We start from the raw sequence: 19,866 nt of genomic DNA, 5'->3' as shown, positions 1-19,866 counted from the left end.
ACTACGTGACGGTCCCGTACGGCGACGTGGCGAGCGGCGTGGTCGAACGAGCCCTCGGGAGCGGCGACGGCGTCCGGATCGGCACCGCCGGCCGCGTTCTCCTCGCTGCCGACCGGTCGCTCGCCGGGCGCGACGATCCGGACCTGCGGGCCGACAGGGACGAGCTCGCGGGCCGGGTCGAGTCAGCACGGAGGAGAGTCGATCAAGAGCTGGTCGCCGCGCTCGGCGAGAGGACCGACCTGACGCACACCGAGCGACGGTCGGTCGTCGAGTCGGTGGCCGCGGGATACGGTTCGGAGGGTTCGCGAGCCGTCGCCATCGGCGAGGGAGCGTACGCGGACCGAGTCGCGGCCGAGGCGGCGAGGGTCGGATCGCTCTCGGACGGGGAGGAGGGGGCGATCGCCGCGCGGCTCCGGGTCGCGCTTCGGGACGCGACCGGACGGGACGCCGTGCGGATCCCGTCCCGGTTCGTCGACGGTCCGACCGAGGCGGTGCGCGGACACGTTCGCGGAGAGGTCGAAGGAGCCGTCGAGGACGAGCTGCGGCGAGGGGGCGAGGCGGCCGCCGAGCGTCTGGTTCCGGAGCCGAATCGGACCGTCGGTGCGGGCCTTCCCGTCGCGCCCGTCCCGGGGTACTGGGTGGCGACGGTCAACGCCTGGCACGTCGAGGTCCGGGGCGAGTACCCGCGGTTCGCGCTCACTGGCGACGTTGGGACCCCCGGCCGCGGGTTCGAGTACGTCCGGGAGGAGGGAACGGTGACCGTCGACGTGGGAGACGAGCGCGTTCGGTTGGGGCGGACGGATCCGGTGCGGTTCGAGACCGAGACGGTCGTCGTCGTCGCCGTTCCCGCCGGTCCGCCCGGCGTCGGCGACGTGGACGGGACGCGCGACGAGACGTCCCCCGGCTGGTGACGCGGAGGTCGAGACGTCACATCCGGCCGATCGGAGGCGTTTTGGGACGCGAGCGCCGATCGTGGCCATGTTCCACGAGGTCGTCGACGGGTCGGGCGGATCCGCCGCGGTCGGCGTCGAAGACACCGACGCGGGTGACGGTGGCGACGGCTCGATCGACGCCGGCAGCGGCGGTGACGGAGTCGAGGCGGCGGCGTTGCTGGCGGCGTTCGAGGCGATGCTGGTCGAGGCGGTCGACGGGATCGATGCCGCCGGGGCCGGTGACGGTTCGACTCCCGACCCGGCAACGATCGAGCGGGTCGATGCCGGCGACGTCCGGGACCTGACCGTCGAGGAGGCCGTCTCGGTCCTCGCGGCCGCCGACGGTCGGGACGCCGATGCGATGGTCGCCGAGCTTCGGGACCACCTCCTCATGGGAATGGCGACGGCGGTGCTCGACGTCGACACGATCGCGGCGTCGATCGACGCCGACCTCACCGGTCAGGAGGTCCAGCAGGTCCTCGAGGGACGCGCGGCGATGACGCTCGCCCAGCTCGCGGAAGTCATGGCAGTCGTCGAGACGCGCAAGCCATGAGGGTCGTCGTCGTCGGGTGCGGCTACGTCGGGCTGGAACTCGCTCGGCAGCTCGCCGCTCGCGACCACGACGTGGCCGGAGTCCGGCGGTCGGACGCCGGACTCGAGGCGATCGAGGCGGTCGACGAGGGCGTCGATGCCGTGCGTGCGGACGCGACCGATCCGGACTCGCTCGGTGCGTTGCCCGACGCGGACGCGGTCGTGTTCGCCGCCAGCTCGGGCGGTCGGGGCGCGGAGGCGGCCCGTGCGGTCTACGTCGACGGACTCCGGAACGTCGTCGAGGAGTACGGCGGCCGTGATCGAACACCCGACCGGCTGGTGTACACGTCGTCGACGGGCGTGTACGGCGACCACGACGGCGCGTGGGTCGACGAGGAGACGCCGATCGAGCCGACCACGGAGAAGACGCGGGTGCTCGCCGAGGCCGAACGCGTCGCGCTCGAGGACGCGGCCGAGGTCGGAATCGACGGCACGGTCGCACGGTTCGCGGGGCTGTACGGGCCGGACCGGTATCGGCTCGATCGCTACCTCGAGGGGCCGGTGACCGCCGGCTACCTCAACATGGTCCACCGCGACGACGCCGCGGGCGCGATCCGGTTCCTCCTCGAGACCGACCGTGCCCGCGGCGAACCCGTGGTCGTCGTCGACGACGAACCGGTCGAGAAACACGCGTTCGCCGACTGGCTCGCCGACGAGTGCGAAGTTGACCGTCCGGAGAAGCGCTCGAAGGAGGCGCGGATCGCCGCCGGCGACCTCTCGGAAGCGGCAGAACGCCGGATCCGAACGAGCAAACGCTGTTCGAACGACCGACTGCGAGGGCTCGGCTACGAGTTCTCGTACCCGACGTTCCGCGAGGGGTACCACGACGCGATCGAGGCGTTCCGCCGTACACGGGAGTGAGGTGATCGACGACCTCCACGGGGACCGTCGTCCCGGATCCCGTCGTCCCCATGTGGTCGAAAACCCCACGAAGCTTCTTGTGTCACCGGTGATTCCGGGGGGACGTATGTGGGCCCCAGCAACGGTCAGCGGGTGGCTCTCGGAGGCGGAGACGTTCGTCCGGGAGAACCCCGAACTGGCCGCCACCGCGGTCCTCGGTGCGGCGTTCGTGCTCGTCAGCACGTACGCGTTCATCCGGGCACGACGGCCGGCCGGCGAGGAGTTCCGTCGGTTGCTGGCGGACGAATCGGAGATCGCCGTGTTGATGCACCCCAACCCGGACCCGGACGCGATGGCGGCCGCGATCGGCGTCTCGTCGCTGGCGGACCAGCTCGACGTCGACGCGACCATCCAGTATCCGGGACAGATCCGCCACCAGGAGAACCGGGCGTTCCGGACGGTGCTCGACCTCGAACTCGACCGGATCGACCACGTCAGCGACCTCGCGGCGGAGACGGTCGTCCTCGTCGACCACAACGAGGCGCGCGGGTTCGCCGGGGCGGACGGGGTGTTGCCGACCGCCGTCGTCGACCACCATCCGGGGGACGGACGCGGCGAGGAGTTCACCGACGTCCGGACCGACTACGGGGCGACGGCGTCCGTCGTCGCCGAGTACTTCGACGACGTGGGAGCGGTCCCGGTGCCGCCAGACAAACACGCGAGCGAGACGGGCGGCGACCTCGTGTTGTCGACGCGGGCGGCGACCGGGCTCCTCTACGGGATCTTAACCGACACCAAACACCTGACCGTCGGCGCGAGCGAGCCGGACTTCGCCTCGGCGGCGTACGTCTACCCCGGCGTCGACCAGGACCGGCTCGACCGGATCGCCAATCCTGCGGTCGACGCGGAGGTCCTGGAGGTGAAGGCCCGAGCCATCGCCGGCAGACAGATCGAGGGGTCGTTCGCGGTCGCCGACGTCGGCGGCGTGAACAACGTGGACGCGATCCCGCAGGCGGCCGACGAGCTGATCCAGCTCGAGGGCGTCAGCGCGGTCGTCGTCATCGGCGAGCGCGACGGAACGATCCACCTCTCGGGGCGGTCGCGGGACGACCGGGTCCACATGGGCAACGCCATCGACTCGGTGCTCTCGGAGGTCACGAACGGGAACGGCGGCGGGCACTCGCGGATGGGCGGGGGGACGATCACGCCCGAGGTCGACCCGACGGGCGAGGGCGAGGCCGAGACGGTCGACCGCGACGGGCTGGCGGACGCCCTGTTCCGAGCCATGGCCGGCGACGTGTGAGGGAGGGGCCGTACCGTCGTGGCGGCGATCGGTCCGAGTGACGACAACGATTAAGCCGGCACCGTCGGATCGGTGGGTATGGCGCTCGAGGGAGTCGACGGCAGGATGGAGGATCTCGACGACAGGTGGCTGGCGCTCGCGGGAGTCGGTGCCGGCTACGCGATCGCGACGGGGCTGATCTTTCTCGCGTTCTTCCTGCTCCCGTACCTCGCCGTGCGCGTGTTGTAGACCCGGAACGGGTTCCCGGAGGAGCGATCAATCGGTCCGCGGAACCGCGTACGCGCCGAGCGCGAGGAACCCGGCCGCGAGCGCGGCGAGCACGGCCAGGTCGCCGGCCCACGCCCCGCCGTCGTGGACGATCGCTCGCGTCCCGCGGGCGAAGTAGGTGAGCGGCGAGGCGGCGACCGCCGGCAGGAACCAGCCGGGCAACAGCGCGGGCGGAACGAACGTCTCGGAGAGGAACAAGAGCGGGAGCGCGACCGTGTTGCTCGCGGCGATCACGCCGTCCTGTGAGTCCGCGAGCGCGCCGAGTATCGCCCCGAGCCCGCAGAAGAGCGCGACCGCGACGGCGACGAAGACCGGCAGGGCGGCGAGCGCCGGCGAGACGACGAGCGTCGCGTCGGTCACCGCGAGCACGAGACCCAGGATCAGGAGGCTCGCCGCGCCGATGATCGCGACGTTGACGAGCGTGTGTGCGAGGAGCCACTCCGACCGCGAGAGCGGCGTGGTCGCGAGCTTCTCGAAGCGGCCGCCGTCGCGGTGGCGGGCTATCTCCGAGCCGACCCGCGAGAGCGGCGTGAAGAGCACGACGACCGCGAGGTAGCCGGGAACGTAGTAGCCGGCCGGCTCGGCGAAGAGGCCGCCGCCGGTCGGCTGGGTCCGGACCAGCGCGCCGAAGATGACGACGAGGATCACGGGGAAGAAGAACGTGAAGAAGACGGCCGTGCGCCGACGGAGGAACGACCGGGCGGCCGCGGTCGCCTCCGTGAGCACTCGCGAGGTCCGGCTCATCGACCCCCTCCGTCCTCGTCGACGGCTCCCGAGGGGGAACGGGAGAACCCGCCGCCGGCCCGTGGCGAGTACTCCTCGCCGGTCAGCCGCAGGTACACGTCCTCGAGCGACGGCTCCGCCCACGTCAGCGACTCGAACTCGACGCCGGCCGCGCCGAGCGCGTCGACGACCGCGCCGATCCCCTCGGGCCGCACGCCGAGCACCCGCAGCCCGTCGGCGGTCGATTCGACGACCGGTCCGTCGGCGGGCGTCCCCGTTCCGGCCCCGGCGACCGCTCCCGTCTCGGTCCCGGCGACCGTCGCCGTCTCGACCTTCTCGAGCGCGCCGGCGACGGCTTCGACGTCCTCGTCGTCGAGTCGCGACCCGTCCAGGTCGACCTCGAGGCGAGGACGGCCGCCGTGTTCGGCGATCAGGTCGGCGGGCGCGCCGACGGCGACGACGCCCCCGTCGCGGAGCAGTGCCACGCGGTCGGCGAGCCGTTCCACCTCGTCCATGGCGTGGCTGGTGAGGAACACCGTGGTGCCGGCGGCGGCGAGCCGCTCCACCAGTCGGTGGATCGACCGCCGGCCGGCGGGGTCGATCCCGGTCGTCGGCTCGTCGAGGAAGAGCAGGTCGGGGTCGTTGACGACCGCGGTTGCGACGCAGGTCCGGCGCTTCTGGCCGCCGGAGAGCGTCTCGTACCACGCGTCCGCGTCGTCGGCCATCCCCACGTCCCGGAGGACCGCCTCGACCTCCCGAGCCTCGTCGTAGAGGCCGCCGTAGTACCCGACCAGCTCGCGGGCGGTGAGCCGTTCCGGCGGGTCGAACGACTGCGGGAGCAGGCCGATCCGCTGGGGATCGACCCGATCGGGCGACGAGCCGAGAACCGTTATCGACCCCTCTGCGTCGGTCGTGCCGGTGAGCGCGCGCACCAGCGTCGTCTTGCCCGCGCCGTTGGGGCCGATGAGCCCGAACACCTCGCCCGGATCGACGGTCAGATCGACGCCGTCGAGGGCGACGACGTCCCCGTAGGACTTCCGGACCCCCTCGCCGACGACCACGGGAGCGTCGCCCGTCCCCGCCGTGTCGGCGTCCGCCGCGTCGGCGTCTACGGCCGATCGCGCGGTCGTCTCGTTCATGCGTTCGAATCCGGGTGCCGCGCGCGTAAGGGTTGCTCTTCGAGGCCGATCGGTTCGTCGTCCCGTCTCGCTTCGGCTCGTTTCGTCCCGTCGAAGCCCGTCCCGGCTCACTGCGCGTCCGATCCGGGTTCGGTACGTCTAAACGACCCGGAGACGACCCACGGCGTATGCACTACCACGAGGCGGCGAACTTCCTGTTCGACCTCCGTCGCTTCTCGGTCAAGCCCGGCACCGAACGCGTCGAGGCGCTCCTCGACCGGCTCGGGAACCCCGAGGCGGCGATCCCGTGCGTCCAGATCGCGGGCTCGAACGGCAAGGGGAGCACCGCGCGGATGGTCGAGTCGGTCCTCCGGGAGGCCGGGCTCTCGGTCGGCCTGTACACCTCGCCGCACCTCTCCGCGCTCGCGGAGCGGATCCGCGTCGACGGCAGGCCCATGACCGACGCGGCCGTCGCCGACTTCGTCGAGGAGGTGAAGCCGTGGCTCGTCGAGCGGGCGGCCGGCGGCGAGCCGCTCACCTTCTTCGAGGTCGTCACGGCGATGGCGCTTCACGACTTCGCGCGCCGCGACGCCGACGTCGTCGTTCTCGAGGTCGGCCTGGGCGGCGAGTACGACGCGACGAGCGCGGTCGATCCCGTCGCCACCGCGGTGACCAACGTCTCGCTCGAACACACCGCGGTCCTCGGCGACACGATCGAGGAGATCGCACGCACCAAGTCGCGGATCGCACGACCGGACGCGCCGATGGTCACGGCCTGTACCGGCGAGGCGCTGGCGGTCGTCCGCGAGGTCGCCGGCGAGGCCGGCGCGCCGGTGACGACCGTGACGGGGCCGGGAGGCGACGATGCTGATGGCGACGCCGACGCCACCGACGACGCCGCCGACGCATCCTCCGCCGGCGACGACGGGAACGAAACCGACCCGGCGATCGCCGCGAGCTACGAGGGTCGCGTGAGCGCGACGGACGCCGCGGTGAGGTTCGACGGCGAGTCGGCCGGACGGTACCGGATCCCGCTGGTCGGCGAGCACCAGGCGACGAACGCCGCGGTCGCGGCTGCGTTGGCACGGCGGACCCTCGAGGCGGTCGCGGACGGGGAGGGCGACGGAAGCGCCGACGCCACCTTCGCCGAACGGGCGCTCGCGGACGGGCTCGCGCGGGCGACGTGGCCCGGCCGGTTCGAGGTCGTCGACACGGGGCCGCTGACCGTCCTCGACGGGGCGCACAACCCCGCGGCCTGCGCCACGCTCGCGGAGACGCTCGCGGAGTACGACTACGCGGACCTCCACCTCGTGTACGCCGCGATGCACGACAAGGACCACGCCGGCGCGGTCGGCGCGCTGCCGGACGCCGCGACCGCGATCGCCTGTCGGCCGGCGCTCGACCGCGCGGAGGACCCGGCGGTGCTCGCGGCGGCGCTCCGGACGGGCGGCGTCGACGACGTGACCGAGGGGGACGACGTCGCCGACGCGGTCGCGACCGCGACCGACCGCGCCGACGCGGGCGACTGCGTGCTCGTCGTCGGCTCGCTGTTCGCGGTCGCGGAGGCGCGCGCGTCGCTTCACCGGACGGTGACGCCGAAGTCGGTCGACGGCCCGGCGGACGCCGCGCGGGCGCTCGAGGTCGGCGGGGTCCCGCCGGCGGACGTCGACCGCGCACGCGACGGGATCGACCACCGGACCTGCTCGCTCCGGCTTCGCGGGGACCGTGCCGGTCGGGTCGCGGCCACGCTCCGGACGGTCGGCGGCGAGGCCGCCGTCGGCGGGGTCGGCGCGGACGGGAGCGGCGGCGACGTCGACGGCGGCGGCTCCGCGGGAGGCGAGCTCTCGCCGGTCACGCTCGCCGGCTCGCTGGCCGAGTTCCGCGAGCTGTGTGACCGGCTCGAGAGCGCGGGCGACGGGCTCGCCGGTGTCGCGGCCGACCTCCGGGAGCGTCTCGGGATCGTCTCGCAGGCGGACGAGGGAACGACCGAAGCGTACCCCTGGCACGACGGGACCGCGGTGATGGGCGTGCTCAACGTGACGCCCGACTCCTTCCACGACGGCGGCCGCCACGAGGGGCTCGCGGACGCGGTCGCGGGGGCCGAACGCATGGTCGCGGCCGGCGTCGACGTGATCGACGTCGGCGGCGAGTCGACCCGGCCGGGCGCGGAGGCGGTGCCCGTCGACGAGGAGATCGACCGCGTCGTCCCGGCCGTCGAGGCGGTTCGGGAGGTTCCCGCGGTCGCCGACGGCGACGTGCTGGTCTCCGTGGACACCCGAAAGGCGGCGGTGGCGGAGGCGGCCCTCGAGGCGGGCGCGGACGTCATAAACGACGTGACCGGCCTGGAGGACCCCCGAATGCGGGAGGTCGTCGCCGGCGCCGAGTGTCCGGTCGTCGTGATGCACAGCGTCGACGCCCCCGTCGACCCCGACAACGACCCGGAGTACGGCGACGTGGTCGCCGACGTGATCGCCGACCTCCGCGAGCGGCTCGCGCTCGCCGAAGTCGCCGGCATCGACCGCGACCGCGTGATCGTCGACCCCGGGCTCGGGTTCGGCAAGTCCGCCGCCGAGAACTTCGAACTGCTCGGACGGGCCGACGAGCTCGCGGCGCTCGGCTGTCCGGTGTTGATCGGCCACTCGTACAAGTCGCTGTACGACGCGGTCGGTCTCGGACCGGACGACCGCGAGCACGCGACCGTCGCCGCGACGGCGCTCGCGGCCGATCGCGGGGCGGACCTCGTCCGCGTCCACGACGTCGCCGAGAACCGCGCCGCGGTCGACGTCGTCCGAGCGGCGACCGGTCCGGATCGCCCGGAGTGATCCGGTCCCTCGCCCTCGAACCGCGGACGGCAGCGTTTTGCGTCGCCGTCCCCTCGGCGCAGGTACATGGTCCGGCGTCTGCTGCTCGGCTGTAGCGCGGTCGGGAACGCCCTCGTCGAGCGCGTCACCGAGGGTTCCGAGGACCTCCTCGCCGTGACCGACGATCCCGGTTGGGCCTCGACGCTTCGCGACCGCAGCGTGGCGACCGTGGAGGCCGACCCGACCGACCCGTCGGCGTTCCCCGAGCGCGCCGAGGTCGTGTTGGTCGCGAGCGACGACCCGGCTCGGAACGTCGCCGCGGCCGCCGCGGCCCGCGAACGCTATCCCGATGCCATGATCGTCTCACACGTCGGGGTCGCTCCGAGCGCGTCGCAGATCGACGCCCTGGAGTCGATCGCGAACCGCGTCGTCGACCCGGTGGAGTCGGTGGCGGCGCGCGTCCGCGACGCGGTCGGCCTCGACGGGTCCGACGCCGAACGCGACCACGTCGCCGACGCCGAACGCGACCACGTCGCCGACCGATCGGCGGGATCGACGGAACGCCCGCCGCGGCTGATACGAACGATACGGCGGCTCTCCGGGCCGCTTCTCGTCGTCGCTCACGACAATCCCGACCCCGACGCCATCGCGAGCGCGGTCGGGCTGGCACGGATCGCCGAGTCGATCGGCGTTCCCGCGGACCCCTGCTACGGCGGGGAGATCGCCCACCAGGAGAACCGCGCGATGGTGAACCTGCTCGACCTCTCGCTTTCGACCGTCGACGGGATCGACCTCGAGGAGTACGGCGGGATCGCGCTCGTGGACCACTCGCGGGCGGGTATCAACGACTCGCTGCCGGAGGGAACGCCGGTCGACGTCGTGATCGACCACCATCCCCCCCGCGGGCCGGTCGAGGGGACGTTCGTCGACGTTCGGCCGGACGTGGGCGCGACGAGCACGCTGATCGAGGAGTACCTCTCTCGGCTGGGGGTCGAGCCGGACCGGGCGCTCGCGACCGCGCTGCTGTACGGGATCCGGATCGACACGCGCGATTTCACCCGCGAGGTGTCGATCCCCGACTTCGAGGCCGCCGCGTCGCTGACGCCGCACGTCGACGAGTCGACGCTCGACCGCGTCGAGAGCCCGAGCGTGAGCGCGGAGACGCTTCGCGTGCTCGCGACCGCGATCGACCGACGCGACGTCCGCGGGTCGACGGTCGCGACCTGCGTGGGCGAGATCACCGACCGCGACGCGCTCGCCCAGGCGGCCGACCGGCTGCTCGACCTCGAGGGGATCGCCGTGACGTTCGTCTACGGCTACATGGACGGGGTGATCTACGGGTCGGCCCGCGCCCGCGGAACCGATCTCGACGTCGGCGAACTGCTCCGGGACGCGCTCGCGCAGGCGGGTTCCGCGGGCGGTCACGCCAACATGGCCGGCGCGCAGGTCCCGCTCGGGATCTTGGAGGCCGTCGCCGAGGACGAGGCGCTGACCGACGTCGTCGAGGAGTTCGTCGCGGGACGGTTCTTCGAGGCGCTCTCGTCGCCCCCGACGCCGCCGGCCGGAACGACGCCGGCGGCGATCGACGCCGAGTTCCCTGACTGAGCGGGATCTACGTGCCGAACGCGAGGCGCGAACCGCCAGCGCAACCTACATATCCCGCGGTCACGAACAGTATAGTATGAGCGATGAAATACTCGAGCACCGACGGCTCCTCGTCGCCGGGAGCGGGATCGCCGCACTGAGCGCGGCGATCTACGCGGCCCGGTCGAACAACGATCCGCTGTTGATCGAGGGCGACGAGCCCGGCGGCCAGCTCACGCTCACGACCGACGTGGAGAACTACCCGGGCTTCCCCGAGGGGATCTCCGGTCCGGAGCTCATAAACGAGATGCGCGCGCAGGCGGAGAAGTTCGGGACGGAGCTCCGCAGCGGGATCGTCGACGACGTCGAGAAGGAACCGGAGGGGCACTTCCGCGTCGAGCTCACGAACGGCGACGTCTACACCGCCGACGCCGTGATCGCCGCCTCCGGGGCCAGCGCCCGGACGCTCGGCGTCCCCGGCGAGGACGACCTGATGGGCTACGGGCTCTCGACGTGTGCGACCTGTGACGGCGCGTTCTTCCGCGACGAGGACATGCTCGTCGTCGGCGGCGGCGACGCCGCCATGGAGGAGGCCAACTTCCTCACCAAGTTCGCGGACACCGTCTACATCGCCCATCGCCGCGAGGAGTTCCGCGCGGAGGACGTCTGGATCGAGCGCGTGATGGACAAGGTCGACGACGGCGAGATCGAGATCCTGAAGAATACGGAGCTGACGGAGATCCACGGCAGCGCCGACGAGGGGATCACGGGCGTCACGCTCGTCGAACACCCCGACGGCCATCCCAAGGAGAAGCTCGAGGACCCGGCGACCGCCGACGAGGTCGAGGAGTACGACTTCGACGTGGGCGCGGTGTTCTACGCCATCGGCCATACGCCGAACACGGAGTACCTGGAGGACACGGGCGTCGAACTCGACGACGCGGGGTACCTCCTGACGCAGGGGGGCCGCGACGGGAACCAGACCGCGACCGCGGTCGAGGGGATCTTCGGCGCGGGCGACGTGGTCGACCACCACTACCAGCAGGCGGTGACCGCCGGCGGGATGGGCGTGAAGGCGGCGCTCGACGCCGACGACTACCTCTCGGAACTGGAGCGGGCCGACGAGCTCCACGAACCCGCGCCCGTCGCCGCCGAGGGCGACGACTGAGAGACGGAGCGCATCCGTCCGGTCGACTCCGAACGAGAGGTTTCCGGGGTACGCCGCTTCAGGACAGTATCTCGACCTCGTAGCCGTCGGCCTCGAGCTCCTCGACGATGCTCGCGGCGTGTTCGGCGTCGTCGGTCTCGAGCTCGAGTTCGAGCTCCGCGGCGTTGACCGCGACGTCCCGGGAGGTCCGGTCGTGGTGGACGGCGTAGACGTTCGCGCCGGCGCGCGCGACGATGCTGGAGACGCGCTCGAGCTCGCCCGGCCGGTCCTTCAGGTCGATGGTGATCTTGAGGTAGCGACCCATTCGGACGAGCCCGCGGCGGACCACCGTCCCGAGCCGGTTGAGGTCGATGTTTCCCCCACACAGCGCGGCGACGACCGTCTCGTCGTCGTCGTAGTCGAACGCCTCCGAGAGCGTCGCCGCCAGCGCGACCGCCCCGGCCCCCTCGACGAGCGTCTTGGAGCGTTCGAGGAGGAGCGTGAGCGCGAGGGCGATCTCCCGGTCGTCGACGGTCACCACCTCGTCGACGTACTCGCGCATGACCTCGAGGGGCTTCTCGCCGATCGACCGGGTGGCGATCCCGTCGGCGATCGTGTCGACGCCCTCGATCTCGCGGACCTCGCCCGCCTCCAGCGACGCGGCCGCGGAGGCCGCGCCCTCCGCTTGAACGCCCACGACGCGGACGTCGCCGAGCCGCTCCTTGATCGCGACGGCGACGCCCGAGATCAGCCCGCCGCCGCCGATCGGGACGACGACGGTGTCGAGGTCGGGACGGTCGTCGGCGATCTCCAGCCCGAGGGTGCCCTGTCCGGCCATGACGGCCGGATCGTCGAAGGCGTGGACGTACGTCAACCCCTGCTCGCGCTCGAGGTCGTGGGCGGCCGCCTGCGCCTCGTCGTAGTCGATGCCCTCGAGCCGGACGCTCGCGCCGTACCCGCGGGTGGCCTTCACCTTCGAGACGGGGGCAAACTTCGGCATCACGACGGTGGCGTCGACCCCGGCGCGCTCGGCCGCGAGCGCGACGCCCTGCGCGTGGTTGCCGGCGCTGGCGGTGACGACGCCGGCCTCCCGGGCCGCCTCGGGCAGCGTCGCGATCCGGTTCGTCGCCCCGCGGATCTTGAACGCGCCGGTGCGCTGGAAGTTCTCCAGTTTGAGGTGGACGTCCGCGCCGGTCATCTCCGAGAACGTCCGCGACCGCTCGAGCGGCGTGTGGCGGGCGACGCCGTCGACACGCTCGCGGGCGGCCTCGATGTCGGCTAACGAGAGCATACGCCGTCGTGGCGACGCCGCGGGCTAATCGGTTCCGGTCGTCGTCCGGTGAAAGGGAATGGGGGAATGCACGCGTGTGACGTGCAACTGAAGACAGCGGGCCGTGACACAAAAAGGTCCGGCAGGCGGAGTGAAAGTGAAACTGTGGGACGGCATCGACCTCCATCCCTCGTCAGACCCGTGTCAGACGGCTGCGCCCCGGTCGAGGTGGACGACGACGTCGGCCCGGTCGAGGTACGTTCCCACCCGCTCGCGGAACTCGCCGTCGCCCGGCCACGTCGCGTCCGCGTCGAGTCGGTCGGGGTCGCCGACGTAGAGGACCGCCTCCTCGGGATGGCCGTCGGGTGCGTCGAGCGGTACCGTGGCCCGTACGTAGAGGCCCTGGTCGACGCCCTCGTACTCGTCGAGGGTCTCGATCGCGTCGGTCCGGAGGAGCCGTCCGGCGGTCTCCCCGCCCGGGGCGAGCGTGGGGTAGAGTCCCTCGACGGGATGGAGCCCGACCAGCGTCGCCGGGCCGACGAAGACGAAGGAGTCGAGGACCTCGCCGGCTCGGTCCGGCTCGGTGAGGGTTCCGTAGACGAAGACGTCCATGGACCGTCTGGGTCGGTCGCGGGTTTGAAGCTTCGGGCGTCCTCGAGCGGATCGACACAAACGGTTTTTGTCGGAGCTCCTCCAAGGACGGTACATCGTGTGGAAACCGCGGGGATACGCCGCCGTCGTCGCGATCGGCTGTAGCCTCCTGCTCGCCGCGACGGTCCACCACGGGGCCGAGATCGGCTCCGTCGAGGGGGCGCTCGGTCCCGCACTCGCGCTCGCACTCGACGGCGGGATCGCCCTCGGCGTGGTCTACGCGGGCGTACGGATCCGCGACGCCGGCTTCACCCGGCACGAGGAGGAACGCGTCGCTCGGTGGGCCGCGACCGGCACGCTCCTCGCCGCCGCCGCGATCGGCGCGACGCTCCTCGTCCGAGCCGTCGAGGGCCGCCCCCTCGTCGAGCCCGTCTTTCCGCTGTTGGTCGCCGCCGGGTCGGGAGCGCTCGGGGGCGCCATCGCGGGATACCTCGCCGTTCGCCAGGAGGCGGAGGCTCGGCGTGCACACGACGCGACTCGCGCGGTCTCGTTCGTGAACCACCTGCTTCGTCACGACCTCCGGAACGACCTCTCGACGATCCGGGGGTACGCGGACCTCGCCGGATCGACCGACCGCGGTGACGACGGCGACGGGTCTCTCGAGCGCGGATCGACCGGCGACCGCGACTCGGCCGGTCCCGGCGGACGTGACGCCGTCGCGGTGATCGCGGCCAAGGCCGACGAGGGACTCGACCGGCTGGAGACGACGAGCGCCGTCACCGACGCCCTCCTCGGCGACTCCGATCTCCATCGGATCGACCTCGCGGCCGTCACCCGAGAGACGCTCGAGGGGCTCACGGAGCGCGCCGACGTGACCGTCGACGCCGACCTCATCGAGGCCGCCCCGGTCACGGCGAACGACGGGCTCCGCTCCGTCGTCGACAACCTCGTCGAGAACGCCGTCGAACACGCGGACGGCGACGCCACTCTCCGGGTTTCCGTCCGCGACGGCGACGGAACGGTCACCCTGTCGGTCGACGACGACGGGCCGGGGATCCCGCCCGAGCGGAGAGCCGAGCTGTTCGGCGACGACGACCGCGGGACGACCGCCGCGGACGACGGCTCCGATGGTGGCGGGCTGTTCATCGTCGGCAGCCTCGTCGAGGAGTACGGCGGCACGGTCTCGATCGAGGAGAGCGACCTCGGCGGAACGCGATTCGAGGTGAGGCTTCCGCGGGCGGACCGGGCCGCCTCCGACAGCTAGAACTCGGCTCCGCCCGTCATCGATGACGCATGGACCTCCCGCGGATCCGGCGCGTCTGGAAGCGCGTGTTCGCGCTCGCCTGGCCGGTGATGGCCGAGCAGACGTTCCGGACCGCGATGCGGACGACCGACGTCGTCGTCAGCGCGCTCTTCTCGCCGGCCGCGGTGGTCGCGATCGGCCTCGCGGACCTGTACGCGCGGTTCCCCCTTCGGATCGGATTGGGGCTCGGCGGCGGCGCGATCGCGCTCTCCTCACAGGACACCGGGGCGAGCGAGACCGCGACCCGCGACGAGGCGATCACGCAAGCGGTCCTGCTCGGCGCGCTCGCGGGGATCCCGTTCGTCCTCTTCGGCCTGTTCCTCGGCGAGGCCGCGATCGACGTCTTCGGTCGGTTGATCGGCCGCGAGACGCCGCCCGAAGTCGTCTCGCTCGGCTCGGCGTACCTCGCCATCGTCTTCGCGACGGCGCCGGCGAGACACGTCGCGCTCGTGGCCGCGCGGGCGCTCCAGGGCACCGGCGACACGCGAACCCCGATGTACGTGAACGTCCTCGCGAACTCCGTCAACATCGTGGGATCGGTGGTCCTCGGACTCGGGCTGTTCGGGCTCCCGCGACTGGAGATCGTCGGCGTCGGGCTCGCGACCGCGACCGCGAACGTCCTCACGGCGGGACTCCTCTGTGCCGCGATCCGGGGTCCGTGGACCGACGCCGGGTTCGTCCGTCCCCGGGACCCCACGATCGCGAGACAGCTCCTCCGGGTGAGCGCCCCGCGGGTGGCCGAGGGGTTCAGCTCCGAGGCCGCGGAGTTCCCGTTCAACGCCCTGCTCTTGGGCTTCGAGGAGGCGGTCAACGCCGGCTTCCAGATCGGCCGCCGCGTCTACCAGCAGGTGACGGGACCGCTCTCCCGCGGCTACAACGTCGCCGCCTCGGTCCTGGTCGGGCAGGCGCTCGGCGCGGGCGACCCCGACGAGGCCCGCTTCGACGGATGGGCCGTCGCGGGGCTCGCCCTCGTCTCAGTCGGATCGATCGGCCTCGCCCTCGTCGCGCTCGCGCCGCGGGTCGTTCGTCTCTTCACGTCCGACCCGGCGACCGTCGAGTACGCCGTCGACTTCGCCGGAGTGTACGGCCTCGCGGGCGGCGCGCTCGCCTGTTTCTCGTCGCTGTCGGGCGCGCTTCAGGGCGCGAGCGAGACCCGGATCCCGTTCGCGGCGCGGCTCACGGGCATGTTCGGGCTCTTCCTCGGCGCCTCCTGGGTGTTGGGTCGGACCGCGGGGCTCGGCCCGCCGGGCGCGTACGTCGGGGTGTTCCTCGCGTACTGCTGGATGGCGCTCGTCGTCGCCGTCGGCTTCCGGCATTCGGGATGGGCCGCGCGGGCCGCCGGGATGATGGCGGAACGCGGAAGCGGCGACGGGGCGGCGGCCGGCAACGACGATCAGGCGGCCGGCAGCGACGATCAGGCGTAGCCGTCGACCATGTTCTCGACGTACTTCGCGATCACGTCGACCTCCAGGTGGACCGGGTCCCCGACGGATTTCTCGGAGAGCGTCGTCAGGTCGTAGGTCGTCGGAATGATCGCCACGTCGAACTCGTCGGCGTGTCGGTCGGCCGCGCGCTTCTCGGCGACCGTGAGCGAGATCCCGTCGAGCGTCACGGAGCCCTTGTCGACGAGGTAGCGGTCGTGTCCCTCGGGGATCGAGAAGGTGAACCGCCAGTCCTCGCCGACTCGCTCGATCCCGGTGACCTCCGCGACCGTGTCGACGTGGCCCTGGACGACGTGGCCGTCGAACCGTCCGTCGGCGGGCATCGCGCGCTCGACGTTGACCGCGTCGCCCTCGCGGAGGTCGCCGAGGTACGTCTTCGCGACCGTCTCCGCGGCGAGGAACACCTCGAACCACGCGCCGTCCGCGTCGCCGTTCCTTCCGTGTTTCTCGACGGTGAGACAGACCCCGCTGACGCTTATCGACTGGCCGTGGCCGAGGTCGTCGAATCCCTCGACGCCGTCGACGCCGATCCGCAGTCGGAGGCCGTCGTCCGTCACGGTCCGCGTGCGGACCGTCCCGGTCCCCTCGACGATGCCGGTGAACATACCCGGACTGGGGCCGGACGACGGATAGCCGTTCTGGGTTCGGTCGGCGGCGGTCGCGTCGCCCGATAACCTCAAGTCGCCGACCGTGATGATATGTGACGTGTCCCGCACGGCGGTGATAGCCGACGACGACGAGACGATTCGGTCGATCCTCCAGTACAAACTCTCGATGGCCGGGTTCGATCTCACCGTCTGTCGCGACGGGATCGAGGGGCGCGAGGCCCTCGACGATCCCGCCGCCGATCCCGACGTCGTCGTCCTCGACGTGATGATGCCGCGGCTGAAGGGGACGGACCTGCTCCGTGCGATCCGACGGGGCGAGCTCGCCGTCGACCCGGACGTCCCGGTCGTCATGCTCACCTCGCGCGGCCGCGAGGCGGACGTGTTGGACGGGCTCGAGGCGGGCGCGGACGAGTACCTCACCAAGCCGTTCAGCCCGAACGAACTGCTGGCCCGGATCGAGAAGCTGCTCGCGGAGTGACGATGTCCGGACCGACGCTGGGGTTCCCCTCGCTCGTTCTCACCGTGGCCGCCGTCGTTCTCGGGTCGCTGCTCGTCGCCGCCGTCCTCGTCACCGTCGGCTACTCGCTTCTCGCGGCGCGGCGGCATCGTCGGCGAGAGTCGATGCGGGCGGACCTCCGGTCCGGCCTCCTCGACCGGCTGTACGGTCCCGAAGACCCCGACTGGGTGTCGTGGGTCGCCGGACTGTCGGCCGCCTCTCGCGACGAACTGGAGTCCCTGCTCGACGTCTACCTCCGCCAGCTCGAGGGGAGCGATGCCGCCCGGCTGGCGGAACTCGGCGTCGCGCTCGGGATCCCCGATCGGTCGCGCCGCGAGATCGCCGAGGGGGACTACTGGAACCGGCTCCACGCGCTCACGTGGCTCGCGCTGCTTCGGGACCCGCCGGACCGGAAGCTCCTCGAGGACCACTGTACGGGGACGCCGCGGGAGCGGGCGGCCGCCGTGCGCGTCCTCTACATGGGCGACGCGCCCGACCTCGCGACGACGGGCGTCGACCTGCTCCTGGAGAACGACCCGAGCGCCTTCTCGGTGTTCGGCATCGACACGCTGTACCGCGTCGGCGAGGCGGACCCGTCGCCGCTCCTCACTCGAGCCGCGGCCGAGTTCGACGAGTGGGACCCCGCGCTCCAACAGCAGGTGTTGTCGGTGACGGGACACCTCCACTCCGTCGTCGGCGACGCCGACCTCTCGTGGGTCGTCGAGGCGCTCTCGAACCCCGAGGAACGCGTCCGTGTCGCCGCGTGGCGCGCGCTCGGCGCGTACGGCTGGAACGGCTCCCTCCGTGCCGGGATCGACACGACGACGATCACGGCGGACCCCTCTCCCGTCGTCCGGGCGAGCGCCTACCGGCTGCTCGGGGCGTGGGGTGATCCGGACGCACTGGACGTGCTCCGATCGGTCGCCGCCACGGAGCCCGACGGGCGGACTCGCGTCGTGGCGGCGGAGGCGCTTCTCGCCTCCCGTCCCCGCGCCTCGATCGCCTCGACCGGGGCGACCGACCCGCCGGAGGGACTCGAGGAGGCGTGGGCCTGGGCGGTCGAACACGTCCGGTTCGACGAACGCGCTCGGGACGTCTCGCGGGGGTCTCCCGGATGACGATCGAGGACGTCGCCGTCGCGCTGGTGGTCGGTTCGGGCGCGTTCATCGTTGGGTACTACCTCCTCATCAACGCCGGCTATCTCCTGATCCACGTCCTGGCGCTGTTCGAGCTTCGGGACAGCGTCCGCGAGTCGGAGTGGGACCCTCCGTTTCGGCCGTTCTCCAGCCCGTATTATCCCGGCGTCGCGATGGTCGTCCCCGCGTACAACGAGGCGGCGACGATCGTCGAGAGCGTCCGGTCGATGCTGGCGCTGAACTACCCCGACCAGGAGGTCGTCGTCGTCAACGACGGTTCGACGGACGCCACGATGGATCGGCTCCGGGAGGCGTTCGATCTGGAAACGGTCGAGGCGACGGTCCCCTACGACGTTCCCTCGGAACCGATCCGCGGGGTGTATCGCTCGACGCGCCACGAGGACCTGCTCGTCGTCGACAAGGAGAACGGCGGGAAAAGCGACGCGCTCAACGCGGGGCTGTGGCTCACCGACAAGGAGCTGTTCTGTGCGGTCGACTCCGACACGCTCATCGACCGGAACGCGCTGCTCCGGATCGTTCGACCGTTCCTCGAGGAGCCGGACCGGGCGGTCGCGAGCGGCGGGACGATCCGCGTCGCCAACGACTGCGTCATCGCCGACGGCGAGATCCAGGAGATCAACCTCCCGAAGACCGGTCTCCCCGGGATCCAGGTGATGGAGTATCTCCGGGCGTTCTACTCCGGGCGGCTCGGGTTGAGCCGGCTCAAGGGACTGATCCTCATCTCGGGGGCGTTCGGCGTCTTCCGGACGGACCGCGTCCGCGAGATCGGCGGCTACCGCCACGACACGATCACCGAGGACTTCGACGTGGTCGTCAGGCTCCACCAGTACCTCTCGGACGCGGACGTGGAGTACACGGTCGACTTCCAGCCGGAACCGGTCGCGTGGACCGAAGTCCCCGAAACCCTCCGGAGCCTCGGCCGCCAGCGACGGCGGTGGTACCGCGGAATGATCGAGACGGTGGTCGCCAACCGGGGGATGTTCTTCAGGCGTAGATACGGCCGCATCGGGACGGTGGTCCTCCCCTTCTTCACCGCCGCCGAGGCGTTGGGACCGCTCATCGAGGGGTTCGGCTACGTCCTCCTCCCGCTCGCGTGGTACTTCGGGATCCTGAACGTCGAGTTCTTCCTCGTCTTCCTGCTTCTCACCGTCGGCGTCGGCGTCTTCCTCTCGTGGTTCGGCGTGTTCAGCGAGGTGTGGAGCTTCAACCGATACGAGGACCCGAAGGACGTGGTCCGGTTGTTGTGGTACGGCGTCCTCGAGAACTTCGGCTACCGTCAGTGGAAGACGATCGTCGCCTGGCACGGCCTGATCGAGTACCTCCGCGGCGAGAAGTCGTGGGGCGTCATGGAGCGCCGCGGGTTCGGCGACGCTGGAGCCGCCGCGATAGCGTCCGGTCCCCCGGAGATGTCGACCGACGAGTCGTCGGAGGGCGGTCGCGGCGCGTCCGCGAGCGACCCGGACGGCGGGTTCGTCTGGCTCGACCGACTCGTCGACGACGAGGGGTTCCTGTGGGTGTCCCGGATCGCGGCTACGGAGTCGCCGTCGGGGCTCGACGGCGGGACGTCCGGCGGCTTCCAACGGGTCCTCGATCCGGCGGCGGGCGTGAGCGACGGCGGCTTCGTCCGGACGACGGACTTCTCGTCGGGCGTGGGAGACGGCGGCTTCGTCTACACGACGGATCCGACCGACGG

At 71.7% G+C, this 19,866-nt stretch carries 17 protein-coding genes and 1 pseudogene; 13 read left to right on the top strand and 5 right to left on the bottom strand.

All coding sequences use genetic code 11. The features are described from left to right. The 5 genes and pseudogenes from OKW78_RS15365 to OKW78_RS15345 all read left to right on the top strand — a co-directional run. A pseudogene (locus tag OKW78_RS15365) lies at window positions 1-911 on the top strand (hypothetical protein); the annotation flags it as partial. Between the two features lie 67 nt (window positions 912-978). Beyond that, a complete protein-coding gene (locus OKW78_RS15360) occupies window positions 979-1,485 on the top strand; it encodes a DUF5791 family protein (protein WP_281195939.1) in 507 nt (168 codons plus the stop codon). After that, window positions 1,482-2,384, top strand: a complete 903-nt coding sequence (locus OKW78_RS15355) for an NAD-dependent epimerase/dehydratase family protein (RefSeq protein ID WP_281195938.1) — start codon at window positions 1,482-1,484, stop codon at window positions 2,382-2,384. Before OKW78_RS15360 ends, OKW78_RS15355 begins: the two co-directional genes overlap by 4 nt. A 106-nt stretch (window positions 2,385-2,490) precedes the next feature. Then, window positions 2,491-3,666, top strand: coding sequence for a bifunctional oligoribonuclease/PAP phosphatase NrnA (locus OKW78_RS15350; RefSeq protein WP_281195937.1), 1,176 nt, complete (start codon window positions 2,491-2,493; stop codon window positions 3,664-3,666). Between the two features lie 78 nt (window positions 3,667-3,744). After that, window positions 3,745-3,894: a hypothetical protein gene (locus OKW78_RS15345; protein WP_281195940.1), complete on the top strand. Its 150-nt coding sequence runs from the start codon at window positions 3,745-3,747 to the stop codon at window positions 3,892-3,894. Window positions 3,895-3,921: 27 nt separating this feature from the next. On the opposite strand, the gene OKW78_RS15340 is transcribed toward OKW78_RS15345, so the two are convergent. Both OKW78_RS15340 and OKW78_RS15335 read right to left on the bottom strand, forming a co-directional pair. Then, window positions 3,922-4,677: an ABC transporter permease gene (locus OKW78_RS15340; RefSeq protein WP_281195936.1), complete on the bottom strand. Its 756-nt coding sequence runs from the start codon at window positions 4,675-4,677 to the stop codon at window positions 3,922-3,924. Beyond that, window positions 4,674-5,795: an ABC transporter ATP-binding protein gene (locus tag OKW78_RS15335; protein ID WP_281195935.1), complete on the bottom strand. Its 1,122-nt coding sequence runs from the start codon at window positions 5,793-5,795 to the stop codon at window positions 4,674-4,676. Before OKW78_RS15335 ends, OKW78_RS15340 begins: the two co-directional genes overlap by 4 nt. A gap of 167 nt (window positions 5,796-5,962) precedes the next feature. Between OKW78_RS15335 and folP the strand changes: the two genes are divergently transcribed. From folP to OKW78_RS15320, 3 genes are all read left to right on the top strand, one after another. Beyond that, window positions 5,963-8,596, top strand: coding sequence for a dihydropteroate synthase (gene folP / locus OKW78_RS15330; RefSeq protein WP_281195934.1), 2,634 nt, complete (start codon window positions 5,963-5,965; stop codon window positions 8,594-8,596). A gap of 66 nt (window positions 8,597-8,662) precedes the next feature. Continuing rightward, entirely contained in the window at window positions 8,663-10,180 is a 1,518-nt protein-coding gene (locus tag OKW78_RS15325; RefSeq protein ID WP_281195933.1) for a DHH family phosphoesterase, read from the top strand. A 76-nt stretch (window positions 10,181-10,256) separates the two neighbouring features. Next, a complete protein-coding gene (locus OKW78_RS15320) occupies window positions 10,257-11,327 on the top strand; it encodes an NAD(P)/FAD-dependent oxidoreductase (RefSeq protein ID WP_281195932.1) in 1,071 nt (356 codons plus the stop codon). Window positions 11,328-11,385: 58 nt separating this feature from the next. Here OKW78_RS15320 and ilvA read toward each other — a convergent pair whose 3' ends face one another. Further along, window positions 11,386-12,597 carry a threonine ammonia-lyase gene (gene ilvA, locus OKW78_RS15315; protein ID WP_281195931.1) on the bottom strand — a complete coding sequence of 404 codons (1,212 nt, stop codon included), beginning with the start codon at window positions 12,595-12,597 and terminating at the stop codon, window positions 11,386-11,388. A gap of 183 nt (window positions 12,598-12,780) precedes the next feature. Then, window positions 12,781-13,188, bottom strand: a complete 408-nt coding sequence (locus OKW78_RS15310; RefSeq protein WP_281195930.1) for a gamma-glutamylcyclotransferase — start codon at window positions 13,186-13,188, stop codon at window positions 12,781-12,783. 97 nt (window positions 13,189-13,285) lie between these two features. Between OKW78_RS15310 and OKW78_RS15305 the strand changes: the two genes are divergently transcribed. Together OKW78_RS15305 and OKW78_RS15300 are read left to right on the top strand one after the other, a co-directional pair. Then, window positions 13,286-14,431, top strand: a complete 1,146-nt coding sequence (locus OKW78_RS15305; protein ID WP_281195929.1) for an ATP-binding protein — start codon at window positions 13,286-13,288, stop codon at window positions 14,429-14,431. 29 nt (window positions 14,432-14,460) lie between these two features. Continuing rightward, complete coding sequence (locus OKW78_RS15300; protein WP_281195928.1) at window positions 14,461-15,894, top strand: MATE family efflux transporter; 1,434 nt, start codon at window positions 14,461-14,463, stop codon at window positions 15,892-15,894. On the opposite strand, the gene OKW78_RS15295 is transcribed toward OKW78_RS15300, so the two are convergent. After that, entirely contained in the window at window positions 15,885-16,517 is a 633-nt protein-coding gene (locus OKW78_RS15295; protein ID WP_281195927.1) for a riboflavin synthase, read from the bottom strand. The two genes, OKW78_RS15300 and OKW78_RS15295, sit on opposite strands and share 10 nt — an antisense overlap. A gap of 100 nt (window positions 16,518-16,617) precedes the next feature. Between OKW78_RS15295 and OKW78_RS15290 the strand changes: the two genes are divergently transcribed. From OKW78_RS15290 to OKW78_RS15280, 3 genes are all read left to right on the top strand, one after another. After that, a complete protein-coding gene (locus OKW78_RS15290) occupies window positions 16,618-16,998 on the top strand; it encodes a response regulator transcription factor (RefSeq protein WP_281195926.1) in 381 nt (126 codons plus the stop codon). Window positions 16,999-17,000: 2 nt separating this feature from the next. Further along, window positions 17,001-18,134 (top strand): HEAT repeat domain-containing protein, encoded by a 1,134-nt coding sequence (locus tag OKW78_RS15285; RefSeq protein WP_281195925.1) that lies wholly within the window; start codon window positions 17,001-17,003, stop codon window positions 18,132-18,134. Next, window positions 18,131-19,866 (top strand): glycosyltransferase family 2 protein (locus tag OKW78_RS15280; RefSeq protein WP_281195924.1); only part of this gene is annotated, 1,736 nt, incomplete at its 3' end. The genes OKW78_RS15285 and OKW78_RS15280, both read left to right, overlap by 4 nt.

It is taken from the genome of Halorubrum sp. F4 (genome assembly GCF_027257195.1).
Taxonomy (GTDB): domain Archaea; phylum Halobacteriota; class Halobacteria; order Halobacteriales; family Haloferacaceae; genus Halorubrum.
Note: the sequence above shows the minus strand (reverse complement) of the source record. Positions and strands in the feature narration are given on the sequence as shown.